The organism is Nonomuraea sp. NPDC000554, from assembly GCF_040300065.1.
Lineage (GTDB): Bacteria > Actinomycetota > Actinomycetes > Streptosporangiales > Streptosporangiaceae > Nonomuraea.
The window spans coordinates 1-23,901 of sequence record NZ_JBEPDC010000040.1 but is presented as its reverse complement, the minus strand read 5'-3'; the positions used below and the strand labels follow the sequence as shown (position 1 = coordinate 23,901).

20 protein-coding genes are annotated in these 23,901 nt (G+C 69.5%); 12 read left to right on the top strand and 8 right to left on the bottom strand.

Translation table 11 applies throughout. The features are described from left to right. The first annotated feature begins 163 nt into the window (after positions 1–163). Complete coding sequence (locus ABT294_RS45725) at positions 164–958, top strand: inositol monophosphatase family protein (protein ID WP_350812784.1); 795 nt, start codon at positions 164–166, stop codon at positions 956–958. Between the two features lie 120 nt (positions 959–1,078). Here the strand turns inward: ABT294_RS45725 and ABT294_RS45720 are convergent, their stop codons facing one another. The 5 genes from ABT294_RS45720 to ABT294_RS45700 all read right to left on the bottom strand — a co-directional run bounded on the left by ABT294_RS45720 (position 1,079) and on the right by ABT294_RS45700 (position 6,829). Next, positions 1,079–2,257: an ABC transporter permease gene (locus ABT294_RS45720; protein ID WP_350812783.1), complete on the bottom strand. Its 1,179-nt coding sequence runs from the start codon at positions 2,255–2,257 to the stop codon at positions 1,079–1,081. Beyond that, a complete protein-coding gene (locus ABT294_RS45715) occupies positions 2,244–2,921 on the bottom strand; it encodes an ABC transporter ATP-binding protein (RefSeq protein ID WP_350812782.1) in 678 nt (225 codons plus the stop codon). Before ABT294_RS45715 ends, ABT294_RS45720 begins: the two co-directional genes overlap by 14 nt. Continuing rightward, a complete protein-coding gene (locus ABT294_RS45710; RefSeq protein WP_350812781.1) occupies positions 2,914–4,653 on the bottom strand; it encodes a peptidoglycan-binding protein in 1,740 nt (579 codons plus the stop codon). The genes ABT294_RS45715 and ABT294_RS45710 overlap by 8 nt, the downstream gene beginning before the upstream one ends. Position 4,654: 1 nt before the next feature. Beyond that, a complete protein-coding gene (locus ABT294_RS45705; protein WP_350812780.1) occupies positions 4,655–5,524 on the bottom strand; it encodes a hypothetical protein in 870 nt (289 codons plus the stop codon). A 219-nt stretch (positions 5,525–5,743) separates the two neighbouring features. After that, positions 5,744–6,829, bottom strand: a complete 1,086-nt coding sequence (locus ABT294_RS45700; RefSeq protein WP_350812779.1) for a serine hydrolase domain-containing protein — start codon at positions 6,827–6,829, stop codon at positions 5,744–5,746. Positions 6,830–7,174: 345 nt separating this feature from the next. On the opposite strand from ABT294_RS45700, the gene ABT294_RS45695 reads away from it, so the two are divergent. Continuing rightward, positions 7,175–8,782, top strand: coding sequence for a PucR family transcriptional regulator (locus ABT294_RS45695; protein WP_350812778.1), 1,608 nt, complete (start codon positions 7,175–7,177; stop codon positions 8,780–8,782). Between the two features lie 145 nt (positions 8,783–8,927). Beyond that, positions 8,928–9,290: a gamma-glutamylcyclotransferase family protein gene (locus ABT294_RS45690; RefSeq protein WP_350812777.1), complete on the top strand. Its 363-nt coding sequence runs from the start codon at positions 8,928–8,930 to the stop codon at positions 9,288–9,290. A 141-nt stretch (positions 9,291–9,431) separates the two neighbouring features. Here ABT294_RS45690 and ABT294_RS45685 read toward each other — a convergent pair whose 3' ends face one another. Further along, positions 9,432–11,072 carry a bifunctional metallophosphatase/5'-nucleotidase gene (locus tag ABT294_RS45685; RefSeq protein ID WP_350812776.1) on the bottom strand — a complete coding sequence of 547 codons (1,641 nt, stop codon included), beginning with the start codon at positions 11,070–11,072 and terminating at the stop codon, positions 9,432–9,434. 168 nt (positions 11,073–11,240) lie between these two features. On the opposite strand from ABT294_RS45685, the gene ABT294_RS45680 reads away from it, so the two are divergent. The 7 genes from ABT294_RS45680 to ABT294_RS45650 are packed head-to-tail and all read left to right on the top strand — an operon-like array spanning position 11,241 to position 17,877. Beyond that, complete coding sequence (locus ABT294_RS45680) at positions 11,241–12,137, top strand: MurR/RpiR family transcriptional regulator (RefSeq protein ID WP_350812775.1); 897 nt, start codon at positions 11,241–11,243, stop codon at positions 12,135–12,137. Positions 12,138–12,153: 16 nt separating this feature from the next. After that, positions 12,154–13,389: an ABC transporter substrate-binding protein gene (locus tag ABT294_RS45675; protein ID WP_350812774.1), complete on the top strand. Its 1,236-nt coding sequence runs from the start codon at positions 12,154–12,156 to the stop codon at positions 13,387–13,389. Continuing rightward, entirely contained in the window at positions 13,380–14,264 is an 885-nt protein-coding gene (locus ABT294_RS45670; protein WP_350812773.1) for a carbohydrate ABC transporter permease, read from the top strand. The genes ABT294_RS45675 and ABT294_RS45670 overlap by 10 nt, the downstream gene beginning before the upstream one ends. Beyond that, positions 14,261–15,070 (top strand): carbohydrate ABC transporter permease, encoded by an 810-nt coding sequence (locus ABT294_RS45665; RefSeq protein ID WP_350812772.1) that lies wholly within the window; start codon positions 14,261–14,263, stop codon positions 15,068–15,070. Before ABT294_RS45670 ends, ABT294_RS45665 begins: the two co-directional genes overlap by 4 nt. Before the next feature lie 10 nt (positions 15,071–15,080). Continuing rightward, entirely contained in the window at positions 15,081–15,827 is a 747-nt protein-coding gene (locus ABT294_RS45660; protein WP_350812771.1) for a sugar isomerase domain-containing protein, read from the top strand. Further along, positions 15,824–16,930 carry a hypothetical protein gene (locus ABT294_RS45655; RefSeq protein ID WP_350812770.1) on the top strand — a complete coding sequence of 369 codons (1,107 nt, stop codon included), beginning with the start codon at positions 15,824–15,826 and terminating at the stop codon, positions 16,928–16,930. The genes ABT294_RS45660 and ABT294_RS45655 overlap by 4 nt, the downstream gene beginning before the upstream one ends. Further along, the gene (locus ABT294_RS45650) at positions 16,930–17,877 is read left to right on the top strand and encodes an N-acetylglucosamine kinase (protein ID WP_350812769.1); all 948 of its coding nucleotides are present in this window, start codon (positions 16,930–16,932) and stop codon (positions 17,875–17,877) included. Before ABT294_RS45655 ends, ABT294_RS45650 begins: the two co-directional genes overlap by 1 nt. A 125-nt stretch (positions 17,878–18,002) precedes the next feature. On the opposite strand, the gene ABT294_RS45645 is transcribed toward ABT294_RS45650, so the two are convergent. After that, the gene (locus ABT294_RS45645) at positions 18,003–18,371 is read right to left on the bottom strand and encodes a VOC family protein (RefSeq protein WP_350812768.1); all 369 of its coding nucleotides are present in this window, start codon (positions 18,369–18,371) and stop codon (positions 18,003–18,005) included. Here ABT294_RS45645 and ABT294_RS45640 point away from each other — a divergent pair. Then, positions 18,340–22,131, top strand: coding sequence for a protein kinase domain-containing protein (locus ABT294_RS45640; RefSeq protein WP_350812767.1), 3,792 nt, complete (start codon positions 18,340–18,342; stop codon positions 22,129–22,131). The two genes, ABT294_RS45645 and ABT294_RS45640, sit on opposite strands and share 32 nt — an antisense overlap. A gap of 58 nt (positions 22,132–22,189) precedes the next feature. Next, a complete protein-coding gene (locus ABT294_RS45635; protein ID WP_350812766.1) occupies positions 22,190–22,699 on the top strand; it encodes a hypothetical protein in 510 nt (169 codons plus the stop codon). Positions 22,700–23,003: 304 nt separating this feature from the next. On the opposite strand, the gene ABT294_RS45630 is transcribed toward ABT294_RS45635, so the two are convergent. Beyond that, positions 23,004–23,699: a hypothetical protein gene (locus ABT294_RS45630; protein WP_350812765.1), complete on the bottom strand. Its 696-nt coding sequence runs from the start codon at positions 23,697–23,699 to the stop codon at positions 23,004–23,006. Positions 23,700–23,901 lie beyond the last annotated feature (202 nt).

Below are 23,901 nucleotides of genomic sequence, written 5' to 3'. Positions count from 1 at the left end.
GTGGGCCTCGACGCTATGGCATCCCCGTCACGCCACGGCCCTGGGAGCATTGCGAGCTCCTTCCGGGAGCCACCGGCCGGCACCTCGTGGCTGCGGGAACAGGGAATGCGCGCTGCGCTACGTCCAGGGTCCGGGTGAGGACGTCAGGGTTATGGTCGTGACCATGTGGATCAACAAGGTGACCGAGATACTGATCGACGCCGCCGAGATCGCGATCCTGCCCCGGTTTCGGGCGCTGGCCGATGGAGAGGTTGCCGAGAAGTCGCCTGGCGAGGTGGTCACCGTGGCCGACCGTGAGGCCGAGGAGTTGATCAGCCGTCGGCTGCGCGGCGTGGTGGATGCCCCGGTTGTCGGCGAGGAGGCGGCCGCCGGCGATCCTCGGCTGCTCATGGCCCTACGTGCGGCCCCGGCAGCCTGGCTTGTCGATCCGCTGGACGGAACGGCGAATTTCGTTGCCGGGCGCTCCGAGTACGCGGTCATGGCGGCCCTGGTGCGCGACGGGGAGACAGTGGCGGCGTGGATCGTGCGGCCGGCCGAAGGCTGCGTCTATGTGGCCGAGCGAGGGTCGGGGGCCTGGCGTGACGGGGTTCGGGTGCGCAGGGAGCCTGCTCCCAGCGATCCGGCGGCGCTACGCGGGGCCGCTCTCACCAGGTTCCTCGATCCGCCGGCCAAGGCACAGGTCGAGGCTGCAGCACCTCGATTCGCCGCCCTGGGGCCGGGCACCGGCTGCGCGGGCGTGGACTATCCCCGGCTGCTGGACGGCGAGCAGGACTTCGTCCTGTTCCAACGGACCCTGCCCTGGGATCACGCCCCCGGCGTCCTGCTGCTGACCGAGGCGGGCGGTGTCGCGCGCCGCCCGGACGGCAGCCCCTATCGGCCGGCTGACCCGCGTCCGGGACTACTCAACGCCGCAGACATGGACTGCTGGAACACCGTGCGCCCGCTCCTGCTGAGCTGATCCCCTGACTCAGGAGGACAGCGAGGGCGTCCAGCACCTGCTGCCCCACCGCTCCGGTCCGGAGTCCGGGATCATGTTGTCGAGGAGGGCTTTGTGGCACGGCCAGCCGTGCCACAAAGCTCAGCGCAGTGCGTCGACCGGTTCCATGCGGGCCGCGCGCAGCGCCGGATACAGGCCCGCCAGGAGCCCCACCAGCGCACCCGCCACGGGCGCGGCCAGCGCCAGCCGTACATCCAGGACCGGGGTCCACTGACGCACGGCCGCCACCGCGACGACGGCCACCATGCCCAGGCTGGCCCCGATCACCCCGCCGGTCAGGCCGATCAGGCTGGATTCCAGCAGGAACTGGGCGGCGATGTGGCGGCGGGCCGCGCCCAGGGAGCGGCGCAGGCCGATCTCGGCGACCCGCTCCATGACGGTGACCAGGGTGACGTTGGCGATGCCCACCGCGCCGACGACCAGGGAGACCAGGCCGAGGACGAGGAAGAGGCCGTTGACGTCGTCCTGGGCGCCGTCGCGCGCCCGCTTGGGGCTGGGCGGGGCGATCACCTGCAGTTCACCGCTGCGGTTGGGGCTGAGCGCGAGCGGCGCCTGGCGGGCGATCAGCTCGGCGGCGCCCAGCTGGGTGGCGACCAGGACGCGGGTGACGTCCTTCAGCCCGAAGTCGGGGCCGAGCGCGGGCGGGACGAGGACCGCGCTGGCCAGGATCTGCTCGCGCCGAAGGCCGCCGATGATGCCGATGACGGTGTAGGCGCGGTCCTTGATGAACACGGCGGGCGCGTGCTCCAGGCTGGTGATGCCGAGCATGGCGGCGGCCTGCTCCCCCAGCACGACCACGCGGTCGCGGCGGGCGACGTGGCCGGCGTCGTAGAAGCGTCCGGCCAGCATCCGGCCGTGGGTGGTCGCCGGGAGGTCGGGGGTGGCCGCGACGACCGCGAGGGTCTGCCCGGCCACCCTGGTCGGGTCGAGCAGGTTGTTGGCGGTCACGACGAGATTGGAGCTCCCGTCGTTCTGCGCCAGCGCCGTCGCCGACGTCACGCCGCGCAGGCGCCGCAGTTCGCCGGCCGCCTCCCAGGACACCAGGGGGTGGTGGCCCCCGCGCGGCACCTCGACGGTGATGCTGGTGGCCAGCAGCTCGTCGAAGCGGCCGACGATCTGGTTGCCCGCGGTCGCCGCGATGCCCAGGGTGACCACCAGCGTGGTGATGCCCAGGACGGTGCCGAGGGTGGTCAGCGCCGAGCGCACCGGGCGGGCGAGCATCCCGGCCAGGGACTCGGCCCACAGGTCACGGAGCTTCACGGAGCACCCCGTCAGTGATCCGGACCCGGCGTTGGGCCCGGGCGCTCACCTCGTCCTCGTGCGTGATCACCAGGATGGTCAGGCCGTCGGCGCGCAGGCCGTTGAACAGGTCGAGGATGGCCTCGGTGTTGCGGCTGTCGAGGTTGCCGGTCGGCTCGTCGCACAGCAGCAGGGCGGGCTTGGCCATCAGGGCGCGGGCGATGGCCACGCGCTGGCGCTCGCCGCCCGACAGCCGGTCGGGGACGAAGCCGACACGGTGCCCCAGGCCCACCTGCTCCAGCGCCTGCTCGGCCCGTGCCCGCCGGCCGCTTCGCGGATGCGGGCCGTACACCTCGGCCAGCATCACGTTCTCCACGACCGTCCGGTGGGACAGCAGGTGGAAGGACTGGAAGACGAAGCCGATGCGGGTGCCGCGCAGCCGGGTCCGCCCGCCGTCGCGCAGCGCCGTGGTCTCGACGCCATCGAGGCGGTAGGAGCCGGAGGTCGGCCGGTCGAGCAGTCCGAGGATGTTGAGGAGGGTGGACTTGCCGGAGCCGGACGGCCCGACGATGGCGACGTAGTCACCCGGGTCGACGCGCAGGTCCACGTCGGCCAGCGCGCGCACCGGCGGATCGGTGGGGAAGTCGCGGCAGACGCCGCTCAACTCGATGACGGGCTCAGGCATCGCTCACCACGACCCGGTCGCCCTCCTTGAGCTCGCCCGCGCGCGCCGGTGTGACCTCCACGTCGCCGTCGGCGGTCAGCCCGGTGCGCACCTCGACCTCGCGGGAACGGTCGGCGTCCAGCGCGACCCTGACCCGCGGCCGGCCGTCGGCGGACGTGATCACAGCGGCCACCGGGACGGCCAGCACCTCGCCGTCGGTCGAGCCGACCGAGATCCGCACCGTCATCGGCGAGCCGACCAGGGACTTGAGCCCCTTGGCCGAGCCGGGCGTGAGCAGGATGGGCACCGAGCCGGTGTCCGACTCGCCCTTCTGCCCGTTCTTGCCCTCCTCCGGAGTCTGGCGGGCCTCCTCACCGGTCGCGGTCAGCGTGGCGGGCAGCTGGGTGCCGTCCATGGTCTCCATGCTCGCCTTCTGACCGGAGCGCAGCAGCTTGGCCTCCTTGGCTTCGACCGACCCGCTGACCGCGAAGGTGGAGCTGGTCACGGTGGCGACCTTGCCCTCGATGGTGCCGCCCGGCTTGACCTCCGCCTTGTCGATGCGGGCGGGCAGCTTCGGCAGGAAGACGATCTCGCCTGCCGGCACGCTCACGCCGTAGGTCTTGCGGAACTCGGCCAGCATGGTCCGGGCATCGGCCAGATTGGCGGTGCTGTGCGTGACCTTCTGCCGCAGCGGCGAGACCTTCCTGGCCCGGCTCAGCGCCTGGGCGGCGGTGGCCTCGGCCTCCTTCGCGGTGCGTACCGCCTTGCGCAGCTCCTCCAGCCGCTTGTCCCGGTCGACGCGGACCTGCTCCTCGTAGGCGGCCACCGCCTGCTGGGCGTCGTAGAGGTCCTGCCGGGCGTTGGCCAGCTTCATCTCCAGCAGGCTCGTGTCCACCGCGCTGGGCGTGGGAGCCGGGGTCATGGTCGGCGTGGGTGCCGGTTTCCTGGCCTCCGCCAGCGCCTGCTCGGCCGCGAGGACCTGCTCCTCGGCAGCTCGTACGGCACGCTGCAACGAGGCCAGCTGGGTCTCCTGCTCGGGCGTGATCTCCTGCGCCTCTGCCAGCGCCTTCTCGGCCTCCCGCAGGTCACGGCGGGCGTTGTCGTGGCGGAGCCGGAGCGGCCGCACGTCGAGACCCTCGTCCAGAGCCTTGCGGTCGGCCGCCAGGGTCTCCTCCGCGGTCTGTACGGCTTGGCGCAGCTGCTGCAGGCTCTTGCGGGATTCCAGGTCGGGTTCCTGCGCCCGGTAGCCGCGCTTGGCGTACCAGCGTTTCACCGCCGCCACGGTGGCCGCGTCGAAGACGCCGGTCGTCTTCACTCGCAAGGCACGCTGGAGCTGCTTGACGTCGTCGCCCTCGGTGCCGGGCACGAGCGGGCGGTACATCGGGCGCTTCCCCTGCAGGGCGAAGACCGGCCGCCCGTTGACCTGCATCAGCACGTCGCCCTCGCGGATCGGCCCGGGATCGGGAGCCGTGGTGACGCGTTGCGGCGTGCCGTTGGCCCCGCCGTTCGCTCCGCCGACCATTCCGGCCAGCGTGACCGGCAGCGGAGAGCCGTACGTGAGCGTGCCGCTGACCGTGACGGTGCTGGTGAGCTTGCGCCGCTCGACCGGCGCGGTGACCAGGGAGGGCTTGGGCGGTTGGCGCGCGGCCGCCTCGTGGGCCGGGGAACGCAGCCGGGAGCCGACCACCCAGCCCGCACCCGCGATCACCAGCACTCCCGCCACGATGAGGGCGAGCACTCTGGATCTGCGCACGCTATCGCTCGGTGGTCATGGCCATGGCCAGACCGGGGAAGAGCTGGGCGCGGGCGTAGACCTCGTTGGCCTTGGGCCGGTAGACGGCGTAGAACTCCTTGCCGCACTCCAGGTCGTCCAGGGCCGCTTTGATCTCGCGTTGCAGCAGGGGCCGCGCCTCGTCGGCCGTGGGGTTCTGGCCGAGCTTGCCGAGCTCGGTCATGAACGGCTGCTCGGTGCTGCCAACGATGCGAGAGGGGCTCTGAGAGGAGACCCGGTAGCCCTTGCCCTTGAGGCAGTCGGCGAACGCGCTCGCCAGCTCCACCAACTTCGGATCGCCGTCGATCTCGCGGCTGATGATCTGCTTCACCATCTCGCTCTGGGCCTTGGACGCCTCCTCCATCGACTTCAGCTTCTTGCCGGTGGCCTTGTTGATCATTTCGAGCGTGCAGGCGTTCATCGCCTTGAAGTACGCCTCCTGCTGCGGCTTGGACAGCCCGGCGATGACCTTCGCGTTGGGGTCGTCGCCGGTGTTGCCCGCGCCCATGACGCGGGCCATCCGGCCGACCCCGTCGTTGGGGTAGACGAAGGAGGCGGCGAGCCCGAAGCCGTATTTGCTGCGATATGTCTTCATCGCTGGGTAATCGCCGGACATCTCCTGCTTGACGGCCTCCGGCAGCTCCGGCAGGGAGACGATCGGATGGTAGGTGAAGCCCTTGCTCTTCATGCAGGTGGCGAGCTGAGCCTGGCTCTGGCGCTGCTGGTTGGCGGAGGGCGCGGAGGGCGCGGCCGATGGCTGGGGCCCTCCGGACGAGGCGCAACCGGTGAGGGCCACCAGGAGTGAGGCGGATAGGGCCGCGGCGATGATGAGCGGCACTCGGGTGTTGGTCATGGGGCTGCACTGTCGCGAGCACATGCTGAAGCGAACCTGAACGCCGCTGAATACCTGGCGTGCCCGTCGAGCGCCTTGGCCCCTGGCCGAGTATCGGCGCATCGAGGCGCACAGGTCGGTTCCTTTGGAAAGCGTCTGCGCACCGCCTGACAGCCAGGGCACGATCAGGCGATTGCGGGGGGAGCGCGCCGCGCCTCCTGGCGGTGAAGGAGGTTCCGGTCAGCGGAGGTCGCGGATGAGATTGCCGATGACGGATTCAACCTCGTCCGAGTTGAAGGCGTCCGTGCCGATCAGCAGGGTCACGGCCCGTTGGCCGTCATCGGTGACAGCGTTCCTGAACTTGTGGCCGCTGGCCATACTGCCGCTGTGTCCCCAGGCGACGAGGCCCGGGGCGGGCCGATAGCCCTCGATTCCCAGGCCGTAGTCCTTGCCATAGTCGTCCAGAATGGTCTGTTTCATCTCGGCGAGCTGGGCTGGGGCCAGCAGCTTCCCGGTCATCAGCGCGGTCCAGAAGGCGGTCGCGTCGGCACCGGTGGAGATCAGCTCACCCGATGCGTCGGCCTCTGAGGTGTTCCATTCCGTCTTGTCCACCAGAGTCCCGGACTGCTTCACGTAGCTCCGCAGATCCGGCTTGGGGATCGTGGTCTGGTCGCCAGGCCAGGAGGTCTCACGAAGCCCGAGGCGCTTGATGATCCGCTGGTTGATCTCGGTGCCGATGCTGCGACCGGTGACCTTCGTGACGATCAGCCCGGCCAGGTTGTAGTTGGTGTTGGCGTAGGCGAAGCCCGACGGAGCCCTGTCGGGCTTGGGCAGAGGCAGCGCCTGCTGCACCGTCTGTAAGGGCTCGATGTGATCCCAGCGGTGCGCCTCCTCGTCGTCCCAGAACGGCGCGTCCAGATAGTCGGGCAGGCCACTGGTGTGCTGCAGAAGCTGCCGGATCGTGATCTTGCGCCCATCGTAGCGCTTGGTGCGGATGAGGCCGGGCAGGTAGTGGTCGACGGTGTCATCGAGCTTGATCTTGCCTTCGCCGACGAGCTGGAGCACGACCGTGGCCGTCCAGGTCTTGGTATCGCTGCCGATACGGCTGTGCTCATTGCCGACGACCTTACGGCCCGTCCTGCGGTCGGCGAGGCCGACGCCGCCGTTCCAGACGCCGCAGCTCGGACTCTGCACCGTCACGGCGATCCCTGCGCCGACACTCTCCAGCGCCTTCAGCGCTGTCTGGATGGGCTTGGTGTCACATGGGGATGTCGTGGCGGACGCGGCAGGCGCCGCCACCAGAGAGGCCGTGACCGCCAAGGCCACGACAGCACTCGTCCTACCTCGCATGATGTCTCCTTTCACCGTGCGGCGTAACCCCGGTCACGCCGCTGCCCGGTCGGTCTGGAACAGGCAGGCAGCCGTCGTCGAGTTGGAACGCGTCGGTGAGGTCCTCGGCCGGCTGGATCCGGACACCCGCACGGGCCGCGGCGCGCATGGCGGTTTCGGTTGCGCTCGTCTGGGCCGGGGCGGGTACGGTCGCAGAGGCTGCCCGCGGCACGCTTGCTGGAACGTGCATGCTGACAGCGTCGCGTCTGTACTGACCGCGTGCATTCCGTGCCCGTCCAGAGATTCCGCGAATGTCTTGTAAGACTGGCTAATGAGGTGAGGATGCTCGATACCGGAGTACCCGATCTCGGACAGGTCCTCGATGCGTTGGGCTCTTCGCTGCTGCGGCCGTTGACCGTACTGCCGGAAAGGCCGGTACCGGTCTCGGGCGTGCTCATCTTCGAGCGGCGAGCCCCGCTTCCACCCGTCAGGGACGCGATCCTGCTCTCCGTCGGCGTAGGGACGGCCGAAGCGCAGGCGAAGGAGCTCGTCGCCTCGGCGGCCGAGCTCGGGTACACCTGCCTGGTGGTGAAAAGGTTCGGCGAGCCGGTCACCGAGCTGGTGGAAGCCGCGCAGCGGTCCGGAATCGTGCTGCTCGCCGCCGACGAGGCCGTGGCCTGGCACCACCTGGACGCCATGATCTCCTCAGCCCTCGCCTCCACAGCGCGTTTCGCGCGGGCCGCGGCCGCCCCGGCCATCGGCGATCTTTTCGCCTTGGCCAACGCGATCGCGGGGATGGTGGGAGGCGCCACGGTGATCGAGGATCCGCACCGGCGCATCCTTGCGTACTCGACTCTGCGCGGCCAGGCCATCGATGAGGGCCGCCGCCAGGGCATCCTCGGCCTCCAGGTGCCGGACGGGCCGTACTACGACGGGCAGTACCGCGCGCTCGTCCAGGTGGGGCGCACCTGCCGGTTCCCAGCCGTTCCCGGCGGCCTTCCTCGTCTCGGTGTCGCGGTCCGCGCGGGAAGCGAGGAACTGGGGTCGATCTGGGTCGTCGATGCCGAGGACGGCCTGGACTCCGCTGCCGAACAGGCCCTTGCCGACGTGGCGGACATCGTCTCGCTGCACCTGCTCGCGGCCCGTACCGCGGTCGACGCCGTGCGACGCAGGCGCGCCGACCTGTTACGGCGGCTGCTCGCCGACCCGAGCAGTGTCACCGCGGTGGCCACACAGCTCGGTCTGGACCCGAACCTGCCCGTCGCGGTGGCCGCGTTCACCGTCACCCCGAGTGATGCCGACGATGTCATGGCGGCACACGCGGCCACCCGGCTCGCCGACTTGGTGAGCCTGCACTGCGAGGCCCACTACGGCAGGAGCGGCTGTGCGTTGATCGACGGAACGGTCTATGCGCTGCTGCCGCGCGGGCCTTCGCCGAACGCGCACCGCGAACTCGTCGCCGACATCGCCCGGCGAGCCCACGGTGCGCTGCGGGTGCCCGTCCAGGCCGGACTCGGCTCGCTCGTCCAGGGGCTGCGCTCGATCGCGAGCTCACGGGCCGACGCGGATCTCGTCCTGCGCGCACTCACCGACCGGCCGGGTGACCCGGAACCGTGCCAGGTGGCCACCATCGACGAGGTGTGGGCCAGCGCGACGCTGTCCGCGCTGGCCCAGATACTGGCCGCGCACGAGGCGCTGCCCCGCAGGCTCGGGCCGGCGGTCCGCGCCCACGATCTCGAGCACGGCACCACCTATGCGTCCACCATCCTCGCCTACCTGGACGCCAACAGCGATATCGCGGCCGCCTCCCATCGGCTGTCCGTGCACCCGAACACGATCCGGTACCGGCTTTCCCGCGCCGAGGAGATCTTCGGGTTCGATCTCGCCGACCCGGACGAGCGTCTGGTGCTGTGGCTGCGGTTGCGGCTCGGCGACCAGCTCGCCTGGTGAGCGCGTTCGACGTCATCGGGCCGGCCGAGCGCTCCGCCGTTCCCGGGTACGTCCAGCCCACCACCACTTCCGCCGGCCCGTCCCGGCGACGTGTACTGACGACCCCGCCCAAGAACGGCGATCATCGCTCCGGAATGATGGCCACATGGTCGATCACTCTGTCGTTCTGTTCTCCTACGGCACGCTGCGCCAGCGGGAGGTGCAGCTGTCGGTGTTCGGACGCGAGGTCGCGGGCACTCCCGACCGCCTGCCCGGCTACCGGCTGTCCACTGTGGAAATCACCGATCCGCAGGTCATCGCGGTCAGCGGCGCCACGCACCATCCGATCCTGGAAGCCACCGGCGACGCGGCCGACGTCGTCGACGGAACCGCGCTCCGCCTCACCGAGGACGAGCTCACCGCGGCTGACGCCTACGAGGTCGACGACTACCAGCGCGCCCTGGTACCGCTCGCGTCCGGACTGCACGGCTGGGTGTACGCGGCCGGCCACAACCCATCGGGCGCATAGCCAACAGCGCGTCGAAGCCTGTGCCGGACGAGCCCAGGCCAACCACGACGTCAGGGGTGCCCGATGATGACCATAGCGGTCGTGACAAGGGCGGATGAGAGGGCGGCAGTGGCACCGCCCTCGTCATCGGGTCAGGAGCGCTCAGTTCAGCCGGGAGACGCGTCCGAGCGCGGGCACCTGCAGGGGGCTGTTGGCGCGGATGTAGGACTCGAACGCCTCGATGTCGCGGACCTTCTCCACCCGCTCGGTGCCCTCGGTCAGGACGCTGAACCCGTCGCCGCCGGTGGCGATGAAGGAGTTGGCCGTCAGGCGGTACTTGCCGGCAGGGTCGACCACGGCGCCGTTGAGCTTGATGGTCGCCGGGTCGATCTTGTCGCAGGCCGGCTTGGCGTTGTCGTAGGTGTAGGTGAGGCCCTTGGACACGCCGAGGACGCGGGCGGTGCCCTGGCCGCACCACTGCTGCTCCAGCAGCCTTTCCACCTGGGTTCCCGTCAGGGTCATGGTGACCAGCATGTTGCTGAACGGCTGCACCCGCAGCGCCTGACCGTGGGTGACCACGTTCGGCATGTTGTTGCCGTACGGCTGGACGAGAAGGTCACCGGCGATGCCTCCGCCGTACGGAGGCTGGATGGCGATCTGGGCGCCGCCCTTGTCGGCCGGTGACGTGGCGAAGAGCCGGGCGTCGGCCAGGGCGTGGCCGATCGTGGACTCGCCCGCGGTGTTCCTGACCTGGGTGAGGTCGCGGCTGAGCAGGCCGACGGGCCGATCAAGCAGGCGCTGGCCGATCTCGTCCGCCTTGCGGCGCAGCGCGGCGATCTCCGCGTCGGGCTTGATGTCGTGGGTGACGGTGATGTTCTCAGCCGCGGACGAGGTCGGATTGCCGGTGGCGGGGTCGATCGTGAGCTTGATCCGGGTGAGCTCGCGCGTGTGACCCGAGGTCTGCGTGACGGGGATGCCGTTGATCGTGCAGATGTAGGGGTTGTGCGTGTGGCCGGAGATCACCGCGTCGACCTCGGGGTCGAGCTTGGCGACGATGTCCTTGATCGCACCGCTCAGGTTGTTGCACTGGTTGGGCAGGCCGCCGCCGCTCTGCCCGCCACCCTGGTGGATCAGGACGACGATGGTGCGCACGCCCTTGGCCTTGAGCTCGGCGACGTAGGCGTTGGCCGTCTCGGCCTCGTCCTCGACGTCCAGCGGTGTGGTCGGGCCGGGGGCCTCGCGCAGCGCGTTCTTGTAGTCGAGCCCGATGACGCCGACCTTGACGCCTTTCAGCTCCTTGACGATGTAGGGCGCGAAAGCGGGCTTGCCCGTCGTGGTGTCGACCACGTTGGCACCCAGGTAGGGGAACGACGCGCCCTTGAAGCCGGGGAGAGCGCAGCCGTCGATGGGGTGGCAGCCACCCTTCTCCATGCGGCGCAGCTCCGTCAGGCCCTCGTCGAACTCGTGGTTGCCGAGGCTGGAGGCGTCCAGGCGCATCTTCGACAGGGCCGCGATTCCGGCCTCGTCGTGGATCGCGGTGGCGTTGAGCGTGCTGGAGGAGATGTTGTCCCCGGCGGACAGCCGCAGTGTGCCGTCCGGGTTCTCCTTCTGCAGGCGGTCGAGGTGAGCGGCCAGGTACTCGGCGCCCCCGGCCTCCACCGGGCCGGACGGGGTCATGCCGAAGCTGGAGGGGAAGCCGGAGTGGAAGTCGTTGATCGCGAGTAACTGGATGTCGACCGCGTCGGCCCTGGCCGGAAGCAGTGCGGTGCCGCCGAGCACGAGCGCGGCGAGAAGGTTGCGCATGTGCGTCCCTTCGGGAGGGGTTCGTCCCGGGGGAGCGTAGACAGGGGCGCCCGGAAAAGTAAAGACTCACGTCGCCCGAGATCCATTCGGTGAATCATTCACATAGCACAGGCGGCCTTGCAGGTGAACTCTTGACATGAAAGGTGCATGTAGGGGAAATTTCCTCGCATGGCCGCGCCAGCTGAGAATAATTCACCTACCGCCACGGGGATCCTCGCTCGCATCCGCGGGATCGAGCCCACCCTGACCGCGGCACAACAGCGCGTCGGCGAGACGATCCTCGCCGACCCGGCGACCGTGGCCGCCTCCACCATCACCGAGCTGGCCGAACGCTGCGCCACCTCGCTGACCACGATCACCCGCTTCTGCCGCGAGCTGGGCCTGGCGGGCTACCCAGAGCTCAGGCTGGCGCTGGCGGCGGAGCTCGGACGTACCAAGGCGACGACGCACGACACGGCGCTCATCGCCTTCTCGCCGGACGACCCCGCGAGCATGGTGCTGCGCAGCCTGCTGACCAGCGACATCCGCGCCATGGAGGAGACGGCGGCCCAGCTCGATCTCGCGGCCGTGGACCGCGCCGTCAACGCACTGGTCAGGGCCAGGTTCACCGACTTCTTCGCCGTCTCAGGCAGCGGGGGCGTCGCCATGGATCTCCACCTCAGGCTGCACGCCATCGGCAGGCCCTGCGCCCTGTGGACCGACGTGCACAGCGCCGTCTGCAGCGCCAACGCGCGCGACCACCGCGACGTGGCGATCGGCATCTCCCACTCGGGTACCACGGCCGAGGTCGTCGAGCCCCTGACCATCGCCAAACAGCGCGGCGCCACCACGATCGCGCTCACCAACTTCCCCCGCAGCCCGCTCGCCGAGGCTGCCGACATCGTGCTGACCACCGCCGCACAGGACACCCCCTTCCGCGCCGGCGGCGTGGCCGCCCGTCACACCCAGATGCTCGTCCTGGACTGCCTCTACATCGGCGTGGTCCAGCGCACCCACCAGACCAGCGCCCACCTGCTGACCGCCGCCACGGAAGCGGTCGCCAAGCACCGCCTGCCCCAACGCTGACCCCAGGAGCCCCCCCATGCGACTGGCCCCCCTCACGGCCGCCCTCCTCCTCGCCGTCACCGCGTGCGCCCCAAGCAGCACCGCCGCCAAGCAGACCGACAAGATCACCCTTTCCGTCTGGGGATGGGGACCCGAGGCGAACTACGACAAGATGTTCGCCGAGTACGAGAAGCTCAACCCCGGCGTCGACATCGACGCCCGCTCCTTCACCACCGCCACCGAGTACGACACGATCCTGTCCACGGGCCTCGCCGGAGACAGCGGCCCCGACCTGGCCTGGCTGCGCGCGGGCGCCAACCTGCAGCCGCTCGTCGAGGCGGGCAGGCTGATGCCGCTGGAGACGAGCGACGTACCAGGTCTGAAGGACTTCGACGAAGGCGTCCTGCGCGCCGCCAAGGGCGACAAGGACGGCAAGGTGTACGGCGTGCCGTTCGCCATCCAGACCCTCCAGGTGATCTACAACAAGAAGATCTTCGCCGACAACGGCATCACCCCACCGCAGACGTGGGACGACATGATCGCGGCCGCCGAGAAGTTGAAGGCCAAGAAGGTCGTCCCGTTCGCGTTCGGCGGCAAGGACGACTGGATGCTGCCCATCGTGGCCGGCATCTTCGGCACCGCCGACTGGGGCGGCGACGACTTCCTCAAGGCGGTCAAGGCCAAGCAGAAGAAGTTCACCGACCCGGCCTTCGTGGCGGGCATCGACAAGCTCAACAAGCTCAAGCCGTACTTCCCCGACGACGTGGCGGGCGTCTCCTACACCGACGCGCAGATCCTGTTCTCCTCCGGCAAGGCGGCGATGTTCCCCGGCGGCCTGTGGGAGCTCAACTTCTTCGGCGAGAACGCCAAGGACGTCGACCTGGGCGTCTTCACCCCGCCGGCCCAGAAGGGCCCGGGCCTCATGCCCGGCTTCACCGACGGCTCCTACGGCATCAACGTCAAGACCAGGCACAAGGCCGAGGCGCTGAAGTTCGCGGCGTGGCTGGCCACCAAGGACTACGGCCAGCTCTACACCGACACCCTGCGTATCTTCTCCGCCGTGCCGGGCGTCAAGCCCAAGGACGCCCTGCTCAACGAGGTCGCCAGCGGATTCGGGCAGCACGGCGCCGCCTACTTCATGAACGAGTTCGCCTACGGCAACCCCTCCTCGCAGGCCGTGTTCTCCAAGTCACTGCAGGAGATGCTCCTGGGCAGGATCACCGCCCAGGAGGCGGCCGCGCAGCTCGACAAGAGCGTTTCCACATGGCTCTGATCACCCGGCGGGGATCGTCCTACCTGTTCCTGATCCCCGCCTTCGTGCTGTACTCCCTCTTCGTCGTCTATCCGCTCTTCACCGGCCTGACCTACAGCGTGTTCTCCTGGAAGGGCACGCTGCGCGACACCTTCGTCGGCTTCGCCAACTATGCGGGGCTGCTCACCGGGGAGTTCCTGAACCAACTCCTGGCGGCGCTCGGCCACAACGCCCTGCTGTTCGCCGGGACGATGCTCGTGCAGAACACGCTCGGTCTCGCCTTCGCCCTCGCCCTGTCGCGGGTACGGCGGGGCAAACGGGCGCTGCAGACCATGTTCGCGCTGCCGTACCTGGTCAACCCGCTGGTCATCGGCTATCTGTGGACGCTGCTGCTCAGCCCGACGTTCGGGCCGGTCAACGCGCTGCTGCGGCCGGCGGGGCTGGCCATGCCGTGGCTCGGCGACCCGTCGACCGCGCTGCCGACCGTCATCCTGATCACCTCCTGGCAGTGGGTCGGCTTCCCGATGCTGCTCTTCAGCGCCGCCCTCGGCGGCATCCCCCAGGAGTACGGCGAGGCGGCCAGGACCGACGGGGCGACCGCCTGGGAGGTCTTCCGGCACATCACGCTGCCGCTGCTGCGCCCGGCGATGGCCACGATCACCATCCTCAGCTTCATCGGCAGCATGAACACCTTCGCCCTCATCTACGCCCTCGGCGGGTCCAACGGCGCCCCTGCCGGCGCGACCGACGTGCTCGGCCTGCTGTTCTACCGGGCGGCGTTCGCCTCGGGCGACGTCAACGCCCTCGGTACCTCCTCGGCCCTGGCGGTCTTCATGTTCACCTTCATCTTCGGCTCGACCCTCCTGCTCGAACGCGTCCTGAGGAGGAGGTCGTGAAGGCGCTCTCGATCAAGGCGCTCCTGTGGGGGTACGCCGTGCTGTCCATGACGCCGCTGTTCGTCATGGTGCTCAGCTCGTTCCGCCAGACCAGCGAGATCTTCGACGACCCGCTCGGCCTGCCCAACGGGTTACCGCTGGGCAACTACGTCAAGGCGTGGACAGAGGCCTCATTCTCCACCTACGTCGTCAACTCCGTCATCGTCGTCGTCTCGGCGGTCCTGCTCGGCGCGGTGGTGTCGCTGCTGGCCGCCTATCCGCTGGGGCGCAGCGTCTTCGGCGGGCGCAGCCTGTTCACCGCCTACTTCATCTCCGGGATGACACTGCCCGCGCATCTCGGTGTGCTGCCGCTGCTCTACCTGCTGGAGAGCCTCGGCCTGGTCGACTCGCTGGTGGGCCTGATCCTCGTCTACGCGGCCGGGTCGATTCCGTTCAACGTCTTCGTGCTCACCGCGTTCTTCCGCCAGCTTCCGCACGAGCTCGACGAGGCCGCCTCGCTGGACGGCGCAGGGCCGTTCGCGACGTTCTGGCACGTGATGCTGCCCCTGGTACGGCCGGCGGTGGCGACCGTGGTCGTCTTCCAGTTCGTGCCCTTGTGGAATGACTTCTTCTACCCGCTCGTCCTGATGCGCGACGAGACCAAGCTGACCCTTTCCGTCGGCCTCACCCACTTCTTCGGCGAGTTCCAGAACGACTGGGGGACGCTCTTCGCCGGACTCGTGATGACGACGATCCCGCTGGTCGTCCTCTTCGTCCTCGCCACGCGCCAGATCGTCGCCGGACTCACCGCCGGCATGAACCGTTGAGGAGCAATTTGTGGATCTTGTGATGGCGTTCACCGACATCGTCGGAGAACGCGTGGCTGAGTTGGTGGACACCCAGCTACCCGCCATCAGGCGGGCGGGCGCGTTGATCGCCGACGCCGTACGGGCGGGAGGGGTGATCCACGCCTACGGCACCGGACACTCCGAGGCGGCGGCGCTGGAGGTGGCGGGACGGGCCGGCGGGCTCATCCCGACCAACCGGCTCACCCTGCGCGACCCCGTGGTGCTCGGCGGTGCGGATCCCGGTGCTGTCGACCCCTTGGCCGAGCGCGATCCGGACACCGCACACCAGGTTCTGGCCCTGCACACGATCGAGCCCGCCGACGCCTTCGTGATCGCCTCCAACTCTGGCGGCAACGGCTCGACCGTGGAGATGGCCAGGCTGGTCAAGAAGCGCTCGCTGCCGCTCATCGCGATCACGTCGCTCGCGCACACCAGCATGATCACCTCGCGGCATCCGTCGGGCCTGCGGCTGTTCGAACTGGCCGACGTCGTGATCGACAACCTCGCCCCGTACGGCGACGCCGTGCTGGAGACCGAGCACGGGCCGGTCTGCGGCATCTCCTCGATCACGTCGGCGCTGGCCGTACAGCTCATGGTCGCCGAGGCGATCGGCCTGCTCAGTGCCGCTGGAACGGTCCCGCCCACCTACCTGTCAGCCAACACTCCCGGCGCCGACGCGCACAACGAAGCCCTCCAGGCCCAGTACGCCGGCCGGATCAGGATCGGTGCGCTGTGACCTTCACGATCGCGGCCTTCTGGCCGCCGCCCCCGCACCAGACGACCGAGGCGCGCTACCGCGAGATCGCCGAGGCCGGGATCGACCTGATCATCACCGGCAACTACCTCAACGACACCACCATCCTGAGGCACGCGCTGACCTGCGCCGACGAGGCCGGGCTCGGCGTGCTCGTGGCGTCCGACCCGCGCGTGGACGTCCTCATGCGCGACCTCGACCCCGCCTGCGACGAGCAGATCGACACGCTGATCGGCAAGGTGATCGACGACTACGCGGGGCACCGGTCGTTCCGCGGGGTCAGTCTCATGGACGAGCCGTATCCCGACCGCTTCGAACGGCTGGCGAGCGGCGTCTCCGCCGTGCGCTCTCGCGGCCACCTCGCCTACGTGAACCTCTTTCCCGGCCACCATGTCGGGTCCTATGACGCCTACGTCGGCTCCTTCGTGGACGCGGTGAAGCCGTCACTGCTGTCCTTCGATCGCTATCCGTTCCTGTCCTCCGGCGAGGACGAGGGCTACTTCGCCGATCTCGCCCTGGTCCGCGCGCACGCGCTGCGCGCCGGGATCCCCGCGTGGATGTACGTCCAGACTCTCGGATACGACAACCACCGCACGCCGAGCGCCGCCGAGATCGCCTGGCAGGTCAACACCGCGCTCGCGTACGGCTACACCGGCATCCAGTACTTCACGTACTGGACACCGGACCCGGCGCGCGGCGAAGGCTTCCAGCCCGCGCTCCTGTCCGGCGACGGCGTCCCCACCCCGCGCTACGCCGCCGTGCGTGAGCTGAACCGCCGCTGGCTGCGTCCCGTGGGCGCGGAGCTGGCGCGCCTGCCGTGGGTTTCGGCCGGCCACACCGGCCCCGTCCCCGCGGGCGCCCAGCCCGTGGCGGACGGCCTCGTGCTGGCCGGCGACGCCGTCGTCGGCCGGTACGGCCCGCGGCACCTGTTCGTCTGCAACGCCGGCCACTCCTCCCCCACCGAGGTCACCCTGGGCGTCGGCTCCATCGCGGTCTTCGACCCCGCCACCGGCTCCTACCAGCCGTGCTCCCCCACCTTCCCCCTGGCGCCGGGCGCCGCGCGGCTGCTGCGCACGGCGGCCTGATGCTCTTCGCGGGAGTCGACGCGGGCGGCACGTCCACCCGCGTCGCTGTGCACACCGCCTCCGGCGAACGCGTCGGGTACGGCACGGCCGGCTCCGGCAACCCCGCCGCCCACGGCCGCGCCGCCGCGGCCTCCGCCATCAACGCCGCGCTCCGCGCCGCGCTCGACGGCCTCGCCCCCTCCGCCGTGGCCGCCACGGTGGCAGGAGTGTCCGGAGCCGACGACGGGTTCGCCGATGTCCTCGCCCGCCTCTGGACCTCGGAGGGCCTGCCCCACGCTCCCCGCATGCTCGGCGACGTGGACGTCGCCTACGCCGCGGGCACGCCATCCCCCCATGGCACGCTGCTGCTGTCCGGCACCGGCGCGGCCGCCGCCCGGATGGTCGGACGGCAGGTCGACGCCGTCGCCGACGGGCTCGGCTGGCTCCTGGGCGACGAGGGCAGCGGCTTCTGGATCGGCCACGCCGCCGTGCGCAGCTCCGTCCACGCCCTGGACGCCGCAGGATCCCCCGCGAGCCTGGGGCCGCTGGCGGCGCTGGTCGTCCGGCACTACGGGGTGTCGGGTACACCACGCCGCATGGCCGACCAGATCGTCCGGCACGCCCAGGCCGACCGGATGACCGTGGCCGCGGCCGCACCGCTGACCGGGCGAGCAGCCCTGCTCGGCGACCCGGCCGCGCGCTCCATCGTGCGGCAGGCGGCGCAACACCTCGCCACCACCGCCGCACGGGTCCACCGCGACGGCCCCATCGTCCTGGCGGGCAGCGTCCTGACCAGCCACGGGCCTGTCCGCTCGGCCGTACGGGAACTGCTGGGGGAAGGCGAGGTGCTGACCGCCCAGGACGGAGCAGGCGGGGCGGCCTGGCTGGCGGCGCTCCCCCACGTGGGAGAGGTAGCGGCCCGCGCCGCTCACCGCCGTTTCGTCACAGCTTCCCCATCGCAGGCGTAGCCCGCCCTCGCCAGCTGCCAGAAAGCCGACAAACCACGGCCTGTGAAGCACGGCGCTCATCGGCCGATGGGCGCGGCCTTCCTGAGTGGCAGCCCCGTAGGACCTGCGGGCGGCGGCTTCGGACGTCAGCCTCTGGCCAGGCAGAAGGGGTGCCCGGCAGGGTCGGTGAAGACCCGCCACCGGTCGCCGCCCGGCTGGAACTCGGGCTTGGCCGCGCCCAACGCCAGCACCAGGGCCTCGGCCTCATCAAGGTCGTCGACTGCGAAGTCGAGGTGGAACTGCTGTGGCACCCTCTGGTCGGGCCAGCGCGGCGCCTGGTAGTCATCGACCCGCTGGAAGCCGATCCAGAGCCCGTCCTCGCGGATGAGTCCGACGAAGTCGTCACCGGACCCGGGGGCGAGTTCGAGCCCGGTGGCCTGCTGATAGAACGCGGCCAGCGCCCTGGGATCGGGGCAGTCGAGGTTGATCGCCGTCAGCTTCAGTTTCGAGGGCATCGGCAACTCCGTCGTGGCACAAGTTCACAGCTCCGCAGAGTCTAGGCGCACGCCTGCGGCCGGCCGAGATCCGCATGCACCTCGGCGGCTTCCACCACCGCCATCCTTGAACCTCACAGGTTGCCCCTCGAACCCGCGCATGGGATCTCTATGGACCATGAGCGATCCTCAGCGAATCGGCGACTATGCCATCGCGCGCCGTCTGGGCAGCGGTGGGCAGGCCGTGGTCTACGAGGCGTACGGCAAGGCCGGCGAGCGGGTGGCGGTCAAAGTGCTGCACGAGGAGGCCGGGCTGGGCAGGCCCGTTGCCAAGGAGGTGGCGGCAGCACGCCGGGTGGCACCCTTCTGCACGGCACGCATCCTGGACGCCCAGTTCGACGGGACGCAGCCGTACATCGTCAGCGAGTACGTCGACGGGCCAAGCCTTCGCGAGGCCGTCACTCGCAACGGCCCCTACTCAGGAGGGGCCCTGCGCAGGCTCGCGATCGGGATCGTCACCGCGGTGGCCGCCATCCACGACGCGGGCGTGGCCCACTGCGACCTCAAGCCGGACAACGTACTTCTGGGTCCGGACGGACCACGGGTCATCGACTTCGGCATCGCCCGCATCGTCGACAACTCGCTGACCACGCTGCGCGGCATCATGGGCACGCCCGGATACATGCCGCCCGAGCTGTTTTCGGGCGGCATGCCCACGCCTGCGGCAGACATGTTCGCCTGGGGCTCGGTCGTCGTTTTCGCCGCCACCGGCACGGCGCCGTTCGCCCGGCAGCACGTCGCCGCAGCCATATTCGACGTGCTCCGCAAGGACATCGATCTGAGCGCGCTGGAAGAGCCGCTGAAGGGCCTGGTCTCCGCCACGCTGGCCAAGGACCCCGAGGCTCGGCCCACCGCACGCGAGGTGCTGCTCGGCCTGCTCGAAGCGGTGGGCGACGGCAGCCTGCTCCAGGCAGGTAGCCGAGTCGCTGCCGAGATGCACGGCGAAGCAGTCGATCCGCACCTTGGCGAGCACGCCGAGCGCGCATTCGACACGCTGTCCCCCGAAGAGCAGGGGGCGGCCGATCAGCTCTTGCTCCGCATCGTGCATGCAGATGGCTCCGTGGGCAGCGTCGATCCGAACGAGCTGGGCGGCACCACGATCGAACCGGCCATGAACGCGCTGGCTGACAGCGGTGTGCTGCACGTGCGCGACGGCCACGTGTCGCTGGCCAACTTCGCGCTTGTCCAAGCATGGCCCCGGCTTAGAGACCTGATCGCCGATGAGGGTCCTGGCCTGTCCACCTACCAGCGGCTGCGCGAAGCCGCGCGCGCTTGGGACCTGCACGGTCGCCGGGAAAGCGACCTCTACCAGGGAGCAGCGCTCGAACAAGCGACCACCTGGGCGGCCACCGCTCGCCGCCGCCTGGAACTGACGCCTGTTGAGCGCGCGTTCTTGGCGAGTAGCGCGAGCTTGACGCAACGCCGGTTACGGCGTCGCCGCTTGATCTCCGTGGTGCTGACTGTGCTCCTCGTCGCCAGCGCGACCTTCGCGGGGCTGATGGAGGTCAACCGCCGTGCGTTCGAGCGCCAACGCGATGAGGCCGTGGCCCGGCAGCTGGCAGCCAGGTCGGAGACCTTGCGAGAGTCGGATCCCACAGCCGCCCTGCTGCTCAGCGCGGCGGCCGCCACCACGACCGATCTTCCCGACACCAGGAAGGCCCTGATCGGATCCCTGGCGCAGCCCAGCCTGGTCCGCCGGACCACCCAGGCCGTAGGACTGGGCCAGGATGGCAGGTCGATCGTCGAGATCAAGGATGGCGCCGCCGTGATCAGCGACGGGATCACCGGGCGGGCGCTCGCCCGCGTTCCGGGTGTCGAGCGCGAGATCAAGGTGCGTGTCGCGTTCCTCTCTGCCGACCGGCGATATCTGGCCACGGCCGAGTGCAAGGACGAGTACTGCAACTACGGACCCACCGTGACCATCCACAGCACTGTGGACGGCAAGCGGGTCGGGCGATCCGTTGTATGGCGCGACGGGGTGCTGGATCGCAACGATCTGAGATTTGACGCCCACGGCCGGCTGCTGCGCCAGGCCACGTGCGGCAAGCCGGCGGTGTTCGCGGGGCCACGGCATGCCGGCACCCTGGTGGGTTGCACATCCGGGTCGTCGGTCGGCGTCGCGGACGCGGGCACCGGGCGGGTCGTATCGCAGGCTCGGGCAGGCGGGTCCGATGTGCCACGATTCGCACAGCTCAGTCCGGATGGGCGGCTGCTCGCCGTACAGCGGGACTACACCAGCGTCGACGGAGATCCCCGAACGTATTTCGTGGACGTGTGGACCGTCACCAGCGGGGTGCTGGGCCGACGGGTAGGCCGTGCCGCCTTCCCGTTGCACGAGACGCCAGTGATGAACTCGGGCTCCAACGAGTGCTGGCCAGAGCAGCTGGTCTTCGATCCTTCGGCGAAGATCCTTGCCGGCGAAGACTGCGGGCAGGTCGTCATCTGGGGCCGAACCTCCAGCCTCAAGCACTCCCCCACCATGCCGAATCCGAGGGAGGAGGAGGGGTGGCGGCCGATGGAGGTGCTGCAGACCTTCGAGCACCCGGTCGGCTCCTCGATCGCCTTCACATCCGGCGGTGACCTGCTGACGATGATGAGCGACGGCGAGCTCCGCACGGTGGACGCCATGCCTCTCACCCGCGCCACTGCGCGCATCGGTTCGGTGACATCAGCCGCTTTCAGCCCTGACGGGGGCCTTCTCGCCGTCATGAACGACAAAGCGCTCCGGGTCGTGGACGCCGGCTCAGGACGGCTGATTCACGAATTCAGGCAGCCGTGGGTCTCTCCGGATTTCACCGCCGCCATCAACGGTCTCTACCTGCCACCATTGCGCTTTTCGCCGGACGGACGATTGCTCGCGGTCAACGGCGACGGTGCCGAGGTCGTCCTGATCAACACGACAACCTGGCGGGTCATCGCCACGTACACGCTCGCCCACGACCGGTCCGGGTCGGACAGTCCCGCCGCCGGCAGCGGCGACATCCTGGCCATGGACTTCTCCGCGGACGGCACGTCCCTTGCGGCAGCCGTCGCCGTCGTGGACGACGGTTCGCCGGTCAACGGCCTCAGCGTCCACGTGTGGGACACCCGTACGGGCCGCGAAACCCATGTGGTGAAAGACATCTACGCCGAGACCCTGGCCTTCGCACCCGATGGCGCGAACATCGTCGTCGGCCACCCCGACGACGGGGTATGCGTCGTGGCACTCACCGCGTCGAAGTCGACCTGTCAAGGGCAGCCGACCCAGGGCTTCCGCATGCCCGGCTACTCCACGGAGAGCATGGGATTCACCCCTGACGGCAAGCACGCGCTGTTGCGCGTCGCCGACGGCTCCGTGGTCCTCTGGGATCCGCAGTCGCGGCGGACTGCCGGGCCGGTCATGCGGGGCCATACCGAGGACTGGATCAGCACGGCCGCATTCACCGGGGACGGCAAGTTGCTCGCCACCGGCGGTTACGACAACGCCGTCAGGCTCTGGGACATCGCCACCGGGACAGCGATCGGGCCGGCGTTCCGGCACGACGGTGACGTGCTGGCCGTGGCGTTCGGAGACGGGGGCAGGACGCTGCGCAGCGTGGATTCCAGCGGCGGTGTGCACGCCTACCCGCTCGATCTCGACCGGGCGCTGAAGGCGGTCTGTGCCAGAGCGAGCAGGGACCTGTCTCATGCGGAACGCGCCCTCTACGGCGTCTCGGAAGGCGTCGTGTGCGAGACGCGATAGGCCATTGATCAACATTCTCATCCCGTCGGCCCTACGGGCCAGATCATTAGGAGGAACCATGCTTTCAGCCGTCGCCGCCGCGCTCACCACCGCCGCGTTGCTGGCCGTACCGGTCCCCGCCTCAGCCGCCTCGACATCCCCGTGCGGAGGGACTCCGATCGTGCACACCCCCGTGAAGATCCAAGGAGGCGATACAGCCGCGTACATCCACGTCTTCTATGACGCCAGGTCCGCCACCGCCTGCGCCTTCCTCAACTCCACCAACCAGACGTGGGGATATTCCAAGCACATGACCATCCAGCTCAAGCACTGCGCACGCCCCAGTCAGACGCGCGGCGTCTGCAACGGGCAACTGCAGTCCACCGCTGTCGGCGGATGGAGCAAGGGGCGCAGTGACATCGCCACGCTGCACATCACTGACGGCTACATCATGGGGGTCGGCCGTATCTGGTGGAACAACAACTATGGCCTGAACCAGTCACGCGCCGTCGCCAAGGTCAGCAACTCGGCCGTCGCACAACGCGACCTCGACCAGGCAGTCACCTCCGCCGACGAAGCCACCCGATAGGGGACGGCATGCACGAACCTGGCTGGCGGCAAGGCCCTCAGCGCAAGCTCCGGTGGAGTGAGAACGGCCGCTGGAGCGAGCAGGTGCGCGACTCCGGCGGCGTCACCCTCCGCGAAATCCGCTGATCACGGTCGCCTACCCGCACGCAGAACGCCGCTCCCTCCCCCTGGGCGTCGCCCCCTCAGGCGCCCAGGGAGCGGTCAAAGCGCTGCACGCCCGGCTCGTCCAGGATGCCGAAAGTCGCCGCCGCTTCGTGCGAGAGGCGGACGCGGCGCTCGGAGGGACGTCACGTCCGCGAGCGGGCTCAACCGCGTCTTCTTGCCATGGCCTGTTGGAGCACCTGCCTGGCAGGACGGCACGGCTTGCCCTGCCCTTCCAGGTACTCCTCGAGCCCGAACGGCAGCCACTGGCCGTTGAGCAGGAGAGGGTGGGACGGGAACTGCCACACCGCGAAAGCGAAGATCAGCGGCGACCACCTGCTCCGCAACATCCGTGTCACGCCCGCCCCCGACTGCCCTGTATAGGTCATGTGGAAGTCGGTGGTACCGACGAGATTGATGGAGGACAGGGCTGTGTAGGGGTAGCTCGTCGGCGGGTTTCCATCGCGCCTGTCGAGGCTGAACTGGAAGTTCGTGATGGTGACCACTGCCGCGCCGGTCAGTGGGCGCCAGCGAGGTGCGGCGTCGGCCTTGGCTCTTTTCGCCCGCATGGAGTTGATCATGGCTACGCTGAATTGGTTCCACGCAAGGTCGGACGCCTTGCTGACGCCGATGCCGTCGCTGAAGCCGGCACGCCGGTAGCTGCCGTCGCCCAGGCCGCTGAACTCCCACAGCTGGCATTCGCCGATCACCAGCACCCGCTCGTTGGCGGCGAGTCTGAGGGTCGTCGGAATCACGGGCAGGTTCGCCACGCCGTCCTCGTACCACTCGGCGACAATCTCGCAGGTCTCCCTGAGAGTCCAGGCCTCAGGGGTGAGGCCCTCCCACATGTCCTGGTTCATCAATCGTTCCTCCTGATCATGATCGTGTTGTCGGGGGGCGTGCCTTGTCCGTGGCGACCAGCCCGTATCAGGGAGCCGGGGCGGCAGCGTCATCGATGCCGGCTTGCTCGGGGATGTGCTGTGGGCCGGTCATGGTTGCCAGCGGAGGGTGGGGCTTTGGGTGCCGGTGTATTGCGGCGTCCATTCCGGGGGTAGTGGGTCT